This is a genomic window from bacterium (genome assembly GCA_040753085.1).
In the GTDB taxonomy this organism is placed as follows: Bacteria; UBA9089; JASEGY01; order JASEGY01; family JASEGY01; genus JASEGY01.
On the sequence record JBFMHI010000089.1, the window covers coordinates 1 to 10,940 of the forward strand.

The window sequence follows — 10,940 nt, forward strand, 5'->3', positions numbered from 1 at the left end:
CAGTACTACGGTGGATGGCGGCCTGTACCTAAGGCACTCCCTGGAAACGGGGAGCAAACAGATTGCAGGACACCTAAGGCTATTGGAGAGGGTAACTCGCCAGTTCTCTACTCTACCCTATGTCCTACAGTCCAAAATTTACCTCCATATTCTTGGCTTAAAGCCTACAGGGGTTTTATTCTTCATTATCCCCTTTGCGGTGGTTAATAGATAAAAGCCTTCTTCCAGGATAATCTTTTCTGTTCCAGGGGCAAGACGCACACCTCCCATTGCACCAACCAATTCAATATCTTTGTATTCAGGAAAAATTTCCCTGAAATTTTCCATCTTCTTCCTAAAATCATCTATCTTTCGTTGATTTATGGCGCTTTTTACCTCTACTACTACAATGACCGTCTTTTCCTGAAATCTGGTAGGGATAAGCAGGTCTATTTCTGTCTCTTTCCCATTCATTCTTCTTCTTGAAGAAGGTATTATATCCAATACCTTAAACCCCAATTTTTCAAAACAGCCTTTGACTGAGGGTTCGGTAAGTCCGACTACAAACTTTCCCCAACCATCGGTAAGATCACCTACCATCTTGCCTACATTATCCAGTCTTTTAGAGGCTTTTTGTAGTTGTTCATCGGTTTTCTTAAGTTGTTCATCCGTCTTTTTGAGTTGTTCATCGGTTTTCTTAAGTTGTTCATCCGTCTTTTTAAGTTGTTCATCGGTTTTCTTTTGGCTCTCTTTAAGCTCTTCTGTCTCTTTTATAGTCCGGTCTAACTCTTTTCCAATCCGTTCTAAGATATGCTCTATACGGTCTAATCTATCCATAATTACACCTTTCTATTAGGTTAATCTGACGATTTCAGGTTAAAAATATCTCTTTTATCTTAATGCGGTTATAAAATCATCAAAGTAATGATTAAATTAACCCTATCCTAAATTATAGGAAAGATTTTGAGTTGTGTCAAGAAATTTTTGATACAGAAATTCTTCATATTTTACCATAAGAAAGTAGAAAAAAGCAAGATGATACTTGTGATCTTTATCATTTTCCCAAGGGAAACTTCTTTGTATAATTTTTAGAGAGAAGAAATCTGTTTAAATGTAGATTTTACAAGGATTCCCCACTATTATTCCCGAAAAAAGTTGGAGAATTTCTGGTTGGGCTGGGTGAGATAATGCCGAAGATTGGCTAACGGTGGTAATTCAGAAGGCTCAAGAAAGATTGGTAGCGCCACGGGGATTCGAACCCCGGTCTGATGGCTGAGAACCACCTATCCTAGGCCTCTAGACGATGGCGCCACGCTGGCTGGGGAGGAAGGATTCGAACCCTCGCAACAAGATCCAGAGTCTTGCGTCCTACCCCTAGACGACTCCCCATCTTAAAGGGCCTTGTTCATCGTTTGGGCCCCTCATAACTTAATCGCGAATCGCGGATTGCGAATTAAAAAATAGATCCGCGATTCGCAATCCGAAATTAACGATTCAATAAGTGGCCGAAACGCGGAACATCACCTTTTAAAATTAATATACCAGAAGAATGGAAACCTGTCAAGAAAAAACTTGCATAATCAAGCCGTATGTGATAAAATCAATCCTAATGGTAAGAAAAGGGTGGGTAATTTCTATTCTGGCAGTTCTCTTCTCTCTCGCTTGGGACAAGGCCGTTGCCTCCCCTGATGGAACCGAAACCACCTTCACCGGGGTCTGCGGCGCTACCCTGATCAATGATGAGGTCTACTATGAACTTAGTCTGTATCCCGAGTTAAAATTCGGTCAACTGGCCCTGGGATTTGATGTTACCTTGCATTGGAGAGATGGCCAAGGGATACTTAAAGAGGACTGGGATGATCTGGATGATCTGGCTAATCTCCTTCGTTACCTTCGCTATGCCCACCCGAGGGCAAGGCCGTTTTATTTCAGGCTTGGGGCTTTGGACAGGGCTACGTTGGGGCATGGATTCATTCTGGGCAACTATTCTAATCGGCGTAAAGACGATTATTACAAACGAATCCCGGGGGCTAAAGCTGAAATCAACTTAGAAAGAATAGGCATAGAAACAGTGGTCAGTGATCTGTTTAAGAACAGAATCTATGGGGGACGAGTTTATCTGCAACCTTTAAGGGAGGCGGACCTTCCTCTTATTAACAGGCTTACCTTAGGAGCTACTTATGTCACTGATACCCATCCGGCTGAAGGGTCTGATACTAACGAAACCCAGGCCTTGACCGCCTCCGGACTTGATCTTACTTTACCTGTTATCGAAAGACTTTTGGAATTCTATCTCGACCTGGCCAAAATCAAAGACCACGGGGATGGGGCCAGCCTGGGAGTAGGCGGTAATTATGGCCTCAATTTAATTCCCCTCAGTTGGAATTGGAAGGTAGAACTGAGAGATGTGGCGGGCGATTTTATCCCTACTTTGTTTGATGCTCACTATGAAGTCCGACGCCCGATAGATTGGTCAAGATTTGAGGCGGATGATAGACTTAAAGGCCCTTACGCCGAGGTCAGCTTAAATATCTCTGATATTCTTACTCTGGCTGGGGCCTACGAAAAATACGAAGGAATAGACCCCAATCTCCACGCTGAATTAACCCTGTCAGAATCCTTTCTGGAATCCATCTTAAGGAGGCAGGCCTCGGCTTCGATCAGCCTTGATCAAAGAAATACAGATCGGCTGTTCCCCCTCACCAAAAAGCCGGGCACAATAATTACGGCCTCTGTAAGCTGCCAATTGAGCGGCGGGGTTGATCTTGTTTATTCCTTAATAGAAACTTATGATGAGGAAGAAAATCCGATCAGGACTTCTTCCCTGACCACCCAGATAAGGTTCTGAAAGCAACCAGGCGGGGTAATACAACTATGTTAACGATAAAAGAGCAATTAACGATAATCAACCGCGGTGTGGTAGAAATAATCCGGGAGGAGGAATTAAAGGCCAGGCTGGCGGAAGACAGGCCGCTTAAGATCAAGTTTGGGGCTGATCCGACGGCCCCGGACATCCATCTGGGGCACACGGTTGTTTTGCGTAAGTTAAAGCAATTTCAAGACCTGGGCCACGAAATCCAGTTCATTATTGGAGATTTCACCTCCCGAATTGGTGATCCCAGCGGTAGAAGTGAAACGAGACCGCCTTTGGAACCGGAGCAAATTACAGCCAATGCCGCCACTTATCAGGACCAGGTCTTTAAGATACTCGACCCGAACAGGACAAAAGTCTTCTTTAACTCAGAGTGGCTTGAGGACTTGAGCTTAGCTGATATCCTCAAGGTCTCCGCCTATTCCACCGTGGCCCGAATGCTGGAGCGAGACGATTTTGCCAAACGATATGCCGAAGGGAGAGGGATCGGCCTGCATGAGTTACTCTATCCCCTTATTCAAGGATACGATTCTGTCATCTTGAAATCGGATGTGGAGATCGGGGGCACGGATCAGAAGTTTAATCTTCTGATGGGCCGGGACCTTCAGCGTGAATATGACCGGCCCCCCCAGATTGTCATAACTATGCCCTTACTGGAAGGGCTGGATGGAACACGGAAGATGAGCAAAAGCCTGGGTAACTATGTAGGCGTAACTGAGCCAGCTCAGGAGATCTACGGAAAGCTTATGTCTATACCTGATTCCCTGATGATCAAATATTATGAACTCTTGACCGATATCCCCCTGGATGAAATAGCCGCGATCAAGGACGGTCTTGAAAGGCAGTTTCTTCATCCCAAAGAAGTCAAACGCCGGTTGGCTGGGGAAATAGTGCAGGCCTATTATGATGAACAGGCGGCCAGGGAGGCGGATGTCGAGTTTGAGCGGATATTCAAGGAAAAACAGATTCCCGGTGAGATGCCGCTCTTTTCTCCGCCGGATCAAACAATGGGTCTGATCGATCTTATCTTTGAAACCGGTCTGGCGCCCAGCAAATCACAGGCGCGGCGGCTAATTAATCAGGGGGCAGTAAAGATCAACCAAAAGAAAGTAAGCGATATAAACCTTGAGGTGACTTTTGAGGAAGAACAGATCCTCCAGGTAGGCAAGCGGGGATTTGTAAAAATTGCGGAATATGCCGAAGGCGGATGGTAGATTTCGGGGGACGAAATGAAGAACCTAATGCCTTGTCAAGTTAGTATTTGTGGGTAGAGCCTCTTTTACCCCACACCTTAATCCTCTCCCCTAAGGGGAGAGGGTAGGGTGAGGGGGATTGCTTCTACAAGAGACCAACCTATCAAATCAAATGTGACGGTACACTAATCCGCCATCTGAAATCCGAAATCCGCCATAGAAAAGGGAGGTGCATAATGCAAAAAATAACCTTAGGCGTAGTGTCTGTTTTATTGGCTATCTCTCTGGGGTTGCTTGGTTGTGCGGCGACGGGTGGAGGCGCCGCCAGAACAAACCGGACGGAGACCGTCGAGGTTCAACCTCAACCAGAGGTAGAGAGGTATTATGGACCCAAGAAACGGATTGCCGTAGTTGATTTTGAAGCCAAGTCGCCCCATGCGGGATGGGACATCGGGACAGGGATGGCTGAAATGCTTATCACTGCCTTGCATGAGACAGGCCGGTTTATCGTAGTTGAACGGCAGGCCATTAAAGACATTATCCAAGAACAGGACCTGGGGACTGGTGGTCGCGTAAGACCGGAAACGGCCGCCAAAGTGGGCGAGATCCTTGGAGCCCAAATCCTGGTCAGAGGGGCAATAACTGAATTTGAAGAACGTGAAACTGGTGGAGGGGTAGGTGGTGTATTCAAGGGTATTGGCGTCGGCGTCGGCGGCTATACGGCCCACGTGGCTGTTGACATCAGGATGTATGATTCTACCACCGGACAGATACTTGAGTCCCATCGCTCAGAGGGCAAGGCCAGGACAAGAGGTCTGGCCGTCGGCACCAGTTACAAGAATATTACCTTCGGCGGAGCGACTTTCAAAAAGACCCCGCTGGGAGAGGCAACCCGCCAAGCCATAGAAGATATGGTAGCCTTTGTGGTGGACAAGATGGAGCTTAGACCGTGGGAAGGAAGGATAATCAAGGCCGAGGGAGAGAAGGTCTATATCAACGCCGGCGAGGAAAGCGGTATCAAAGTCGGCCACCTGTTTGATTGCTATCAGGTGGGCGAAGAGCTAATCGATCCTGAAACAGGATTATCTCTGGGGACAGAGGAAGAAAAGAGGGGACAGCTTCAAGCCGTTACGGTCCAAGAGAAATACGCCATCGCTAAGCCAGTAAAGGGTTCCGGCTTTAAGCGAGGTGATATTGTTCGCTTTACGGGTGGCGGGGAATAGACAAGGTTGATGGCTCAGGTATCCAGTAATCGGTAATCGGTGATCGGTGATAACTATAGTGAACGCTAAAATTAAGTAGACGTAGGGCAAGGCTTTAGCCTTGCTATAAGCAACCCTAAGGGGTTGCCCTACAGTAAACATCTCAACTTATTGTAAGCGTTCAGCCACTAAGGCACAAACTCGATGCTCGATGCTCGATCCTGGATACTGGATCCTTTACCAGCATCGAAGATCGAGCATCGAGGATCGAGCATCGAGCATCCAGCATCATGTGCTGAACGGTTACAACTTATTTATGTCGTTCACTGTAATGCTCGCTTTCTCTTCACCCCTTAACCTGATAACCGATAACCGATTACCTGAGTAGTAGGGAGACATTTATGCCCCAACCGGAAAAAGGAGGCGAGTTCGATTACCCTCTCTTTATAGTTACCTCTATTACGGCTATAGGGGGGATTGCTATGATCCAAAGCGCTACCCACGAAAGCGGCCTGACCAGCACTGGCATGATGTGGATCAAGCAGGTGAGCTGGTTCGGGCTGGGGTTAGCGGCTATGGCCGGAATTGTCCGGGTTGATTACCGGTTGTTAAGACAACTGGCTCCCATTATTTATGGTTTGATTATTATAAGTCTAATCGGGGTTCTTTTCTCCCCGCCTATCCATCATACCCGCAGTTGGTTTACCTTAGGTCCTGTTTCTATCCAGCCCTCAGAATTTGCCAAGCTGGCGACAATTCTCACCTTAGCTTCCTTTATGGCTGGGCGGAAAGAGATTGTTTCCAAACCTCTGGGGCTAATTATTCCTTTCTTTATCGTCGGGTTACCGGTAGCCTTAATTCTGAAACAGCCTGATATCGGGACATCGCTGGTCTTTATCCCTATCCTTTTAGCTATGCTTTATGTAAGTTCGGCCAGGGGGAGTCATCTGTTTGCGGTGGTGGCGGTGGGGGTCTTAAGTATGAGTCTCCCTCTTCTCTCCAGTTGGGTTCAACTTCAACCGGACGAAGGCATTCCGCCTTTCTTATTATCATTACTCAAATCAGCCAGCCATCCTCGAAAAATCGGAATCTTTCTGGGCGGGCTGGGGCTGGCTTTATCAGGACTTTTTGTAGCGCTGAAAATCATTCGTCTCCGGGTTAAATTCGCGACCTTCTTTTTTACCTTTTTAGTTATGGCGATTGGCCTTTTATCCTCCATAATCGCCGACCGTTTTCTCCAGGGATATCAGCGTAAACGTTTATTGGTCTTCCTTGACCCAAACATTGATCCTCTTGGGGCAGGATATAACATTATCCAGTCCAAGATTGCCATTGGTTCAGGGGGGATATTTGGCAAGGGTTGGCGCGCCGGAACCCAGAGTCAGCTTGGTTTTTTGCCGGAACAGCCAACTGATTTCATCTTTTCGGTAGTAGGTGAAGAATGGGGATTCGTAGGGGCATGCCTCCTTCTTTCTCTCTTACTTTTCATAATCTATCGAGGATTGGCGGCGGCCTTTGGAAGTGAGGATGATTTTGCCAGGCTGGTGGCGGTGGGTATTGCTTCCATGATTGGCGCTCAGAGCTTGATCAATGTGGGTATGGCGATCGGCATAATGCCGGTTACTGGCTTGCCATTGCCTTTGATAAGCTATGGAGGCTCTTCTCTATTTGTCACCATGCTCTCTCTAGGCATCTTGATCAACATCCGCGGTCAAAAAGGGGTTCGTCGATATAGTTGGTGAAACCGAGGGCGGATAGCGGAATGTGGATGGCGGAATTAAAAATCAAGGTAACTACTCAGGCAGATAGGCTGAAGACTGAAGGCTGACGTTCAATAGCCTTCAGCCTTAAAAGCCTTCCACCTTCAGTCTATCTACCTGAGTAGTTACAAACCAAGAGTAGTAAAACCTCCCTCCGCAGTCCGCGATCCGAAATTTTCCGACCGATACAATCACAGCGCAGTAGAGCCGCCACCAAAATTCAGAAAAGAAGACGTACAGCGATGGTTTGTTGAACAGATAAAAAACCTTCAGGAATTTATTTCATCAGTCCAGAAAGGAGCTTAACATGCGAAAAGGGGCTACCTTAGAAAAGATTAAAAAAGAAATAGGGAGGCTTACACCTCAAGAGCAACTCAAATTAGTAGAAAAAGTTGCTCAACAATTAAGAACTGGTCTCGCTGGGAAAAGGGAACTTAACTGGAGTAAACTCTATGGGCTTGGGAAAGGTCTTTGGAAAGAGGATGCTCAAGAGTATGTGAATAGATTAAAGGAGGATAGAATATGATCCTCTCTGATGAACTTAATCAAATTGATACTATCTTTATAGATACAGCACCAGTTATAAATCCGCCTTTGGCGGACTTTTTTTACATCAAGAACGATAACCAAAATGACGCTTCGCTCGAACCCTTCGGGTTCGCACTCCATTGTAGAGCAATAAATTGTGGGTGCAGATGAGCGAAAGGCTTCAGCAGGTGTAATTCGGAAGTTATCTCTTGTAATCGGAAGTGGCTCTGCGTCACTGCGGCTATCAGCGGATGAACCCCGTTACTCGATGTTCAAGTTTTTTTCGGCAAAGTTGGCATATCTCTTTTTTCCGTTGGCACGGGTCGAAATTTTCTGGGTCTCAGTAGTGAATTACTATGAAAGAACAATCCGAAATCAGAAATCAGAAATCAGAAATCCGCCATCCGAAATCCAAAATGAGAAGAATTGTGGTTAAGGTGGGCACCAGTATCCTGGCTTTAGAGTCCGGAGAACTGACCACCCAATATATCTCCAAATTAGCAGGGGATTTGGCCTATCTATGCCAGTCCGGTCTGGAGGTTATTCTGGTCAGTTCCGGGGCAATTGGGGCCGGTATGAAACGGTTGGGGCTTAATCAACGGCCCAAATCAATCCCCCTTAAACAAGCCGCAGCCGCGGTGGGTCAATCACGGTTGATGCAAGTCTATGAACACCTCTTTGGCCGGACCAAACAGAAAGTAGCTCAAATACTGCTCACCCACCGCGACTTAGCCGACAGGCGAAGTTATATTAATACCTATAATACCCTTCTTACCCTGTTAGAATACCGCATTATCCCCATTATCAATGAGAACGATTCGGTGGCGGTTGAGGAGATAAAATTTGGGGATAATGACACCCTGGCTGCCCTGGTGGCCAATCTGATTGAGGCTGATGCCCTTTTCATCCTGACCGATACCGATGGACTTTATAGTTCCGATCCCAGACTGGGTAAAGGAAAACTTATTCGCCAGGTAGAGGAGATTACTCCAGAACTGTTTAACCTGGCCGGGGGAACCAGGGAAGCCACCTCAACGGGGGGAATGATCACCAAACTTCAGGCAGCCAAGATTGCGGTTCGAGCTGGAATAACGGTTATTATCGCCAATGGCAAAAAGGAAAAAATCATCGAGGAAATTATGGGTGGAACTGAGGTGGGCACAGTATTTCTACCCCACGGTAATCCTCTGGCCGCCAGAAAGAGGTGGATTGTATTTCATCTTCATCCTAAGGGGAAGATTGTGGTTGACGCCGGGGCAGCCGAGGCCCTTTTAAAACGAGGGAAAAGTCTTCTCCCTTCAGGGATACTCAAAGTAGAACATAACTTCGGCATCGGCGAGGCAGTGGTAGTGACCGACCACTCCGGAAAAGATCTGGCTAAAGGTTTGACCAATTACTCCAGTTATGAGTTAGGAAAGATAAAAGGAAAGCAGACCAGCCAGATTGAGGAGATATTGGGCTACAAATACTATGATGAGGTCATCCACAGAGACAATTTAGCGCTGCTTGTTTAGATCCCGCGTAACGGCTATAATATCAAGCAGACTATTAGCCTAAAATTGTCTATAAATGTTGATGGCACCGGTCGAAAAATTTCTCCTTCGCCCCTGCGGGGCTTAATTTCCAAATTCAATGTTCCGTAGGTTGAAACCTACGGCTAAATTCCTCTGCACCTTCGGTGCATATAGCCGTTTTCATTATCGAGGCGGCTGAGCGGCTTCCTGGATCAGTCTTCCAGGAGAACCCAGACCTGCTGATTTATTATCACTATGCGGCCACTATTGCTCGATGGTCGATGCCGGTAAAGTATCTCATCGAGCATCGAGCATCGAGCCAGGCACTATCCCACTTGATTATATCTTCTGAGCCGAAACTCTACCTCCAGGGCTTGAACCATCCTCGAAAGGGCATCAATATCCACTTCTGGTAGATCAACCGCCGTGACCACTACTTCACCCACTGACCCTTTAGCTTCTTTAATAAAGTCACAGACTGCCTGGTATGTCCCCTCCCCAAATTGAGGGCGGCAGAGGGAAAGATACGGCTCTTCAGATTCAGTATTAAGGCTGATGGAAAGAGCGTCTACCACCCGGGCCAGCTCAGGTAGGATGTCCCTTCGGTAGATCAGGTTAGCCTGCCCATTGGTATTAACCCTTATTCTTTTTGCCCCTCTTTGTTTAAGCAAGCGGGCTGTCTCTAAGACCGCCTCAAGTCTCAGCAGCGGCTCGCCGTAACCGCAAAAGACAATCTCCCGGTAAACGGCCGGATCAGGCACAGCGGCTAAAATCTCAGATATAGTTGGTTCGGCTGCAAGGCGCAGATTGTGCCCTTTGACAAAGGGGTCTCTGACCCGGGGACAGAAGGTGCATTCATTAGTACACCGATTGGTAATATTCAGGTAGAGAGAATCCCTGATAGGATAGGCAATCATTGGAGGAGGCGGAGAACCGATGTCAAAGAGATGGTAGGTGTTGACCCGGTTTAGGCGGAGGATGTCCTGGTAGGAGAGATTTAAGATGTCGGCTACCCTCTGGGCAGTGTATTTTAGATACAGGGGTTCATTTCGCTTCCCTCTTTTAGGAACCGGGGTAAGGTAAGGGGCATCGGTCTCCAGTAAGATCCGTTCCGAGGGGATTTGGGGAATAATCTTAGGGAGTCTGGATTTAGGAAAGGTGATTACTCCGGCAATGGAGATATACAGTCCTAATTTCAGGGCTTCCTTGAGGATAGCTTCATCGTAGGAAAAGGCGTGCATAACACCTTTCACCCGTGGGTCGGCTTCTTCCTCCAAAATAGTCAAGGTATCTTCGGCGGCTTCCCGGGAGTGAATAATCAGAGGTAGACCTGTTTCGACCGCTAATCTGATTTGCCGGCGGAAGGCCTTCATCTGGGCCGGGATCGGAGATAGCCCTCCCCGGTAATAATCCAGGCCGGTCTCTCCGATAGCTACTACCTTGGGCTGGGAGCCCAGGTCTGCCAGGGACTTATATAGTTCCTCTCCGGCTTTAGCCGCTTCGTGAGGGTGAAGGCCGACTGAGGTATAGATCCCTTCGTATTCAGAGGCTAATTGGATGGAGGTCCGGCTTGTTTCTATATCAGAACCGACATTGATGATAGCTGAAAGACCTTCAGCAAAGGCCCGCTCGATTACTTGCGGCCGGTCTGAATCAAATTGCGCGTCATCTAAATGGGCATGCGTGTCAATAAGAATTTCGGATTTCGCACCCACTTCGTGGGTACCCGGGATTTCGGATTTTTTCATTGTAACCGTTCAGGGGGTAATGAAAGTTGAGGGGAAATTTTTGTAACTATTCAGCTCTTAAGGCACAAAGACACAAAGATTACCAATAATAGCACACGGATTACACGGATGAGACGGATTGACACGGATAAAAATTTATTAGAA

At 47.1% G+C, this 10,940-nt stretch carries 8 protein-coding genes and 2 tRNA genes; 6 read left to right on the plus strand and 4 right to left on the minus strand.

The window, feature by feature from the left end:
* Positions 1 to 138 precede the first annotated feature (138 nt).
* The 3 genes from AB1797_09550 to AB1797_09560 all read right to left on the minus strand — a co-directional run bounded on the left by AB1797_09550 (position 139) and on the right by AB1797_09560 (position 1,368).
* A complete protein-coding gene (locus tag AB1797_09550; GenBank protein ID MEW5767853.1) occupies positions 139 to 816 on the minus strand; it encodes a hypothetical protein in 678 nt (225 codons plus the stop codon).
* 398 nt (positions 817 to 1,214) lie between these two features.
* Positions 1,215 to 1,290: transfer RNA gene (locus AB1797_09555), tRNA-Glu, on the minus strand.
* A 4-nt stretch (positions 1,291 to 1,294) separates the two neighbouring features.
* Positions 1,295 to 1,368: transfer RNA gene (locus tag AB1797_09560), tRNA-Gln, on the minus strand.
* Positions 1,369 to 1,588: 220 nt separating this feature from the next.
* On the opposite strand from AB1797_09560, the gene AB1797_09565 reads away from it, so the two are divergent.
* The 6 genes from AB1797_09565 to proB all read left to right on the plus strand — a co-directional run bounded on the left by AB1797_09565 (position 1,589) and on the right by proB (position 9,048).
* Positions 1,589 to 2,827, plus strand: a complete 1,239-nt coding sequence (locus AB1797_09565; GenBank protein MEW5767854.1) for a hypothetical protein — start codon at positions 1,589 to 1,591, stop codon at positions 2,825 to 2,827.
* A gap of 26 nt (positions 2,828 to 2,853) precedes the next feature.
* Positions 2,854 to 4,065, plus strand: a complete 1,212-nt coding sequence (tyrS, locus tag AB1797_09570; GenBank protein MEW5767855.1) for a tyrosine--tRNA ligase — start codon at positions 2,854 to 2,856, stop codon at positions 4,063 to 4,065.
* 215 nt (positions 4,066 to 4,280) lie between these two features.
* Positions 4,281 to 5,267, plus strand: a complete 987-nt coding sequence (locus AB1797_09575) for a CsgG/HfaB family protein (GenBank protein ID MEW5767856.1) — start codon at positions 4,281 to 4,283, stop codon at positions 5,265 to 5,267.
* Between the two features lie 380 nt (positions 5,268 to 5,647).
* Positions 5,648 to 6,988, plus strand: a complete 1,341-nt coding sequence (gene rodA / locus AB1797_09580) for a rod shape-determining protein RodA (GenBank protein ID MEW5767857.1) — start codon at positions 5,648 to 5,650, stop codon at positions 6,986 to 6,988.
* 325 nt (positions 6,989 to 7,313) lie between these two features.
* Positions 7,314 to 7,532, plus strand: coding sequence for a hypothetical protein (locus AB1797_09585; protein ID MEW5767858.1), 219 nt, complete (start codon positions 7,314 to 7,316; stop codon positions 7,530 to 7,532).
* A gap of 418 nt (positions 7,533 to 7,950) precedes the next feature.
* Entirely contained in the window at positions 7,951 to 9,048 is a 1,098-nt protein-coding gene (proB, locus tag AB1797_09590) for a glutamate 5-kinase (protein MEW5767859.1), read from the plus strand.
* A gap of 326 nt (positions 9,049 to 9,374) precedes the next feature.
* On the opposite strand, the gene AB1797_09595 is transcribed toward proB, so the two are convergent.
* Positions 9,375 to 10,796 carry a TatD family hydrolase gene (locus AB1797_09595; protein MEW5767860.1) on the minus strand — a complete coding sequence of 474 codons (1,422 nt, stop codon included), beginning with the start codon at positions 10,794 to 10,796 and terminating at the stop codon, positions 9,375 to 9,377.
* Positions 10,797 to 10,940 lie beyond the last annotated feature (144 nt).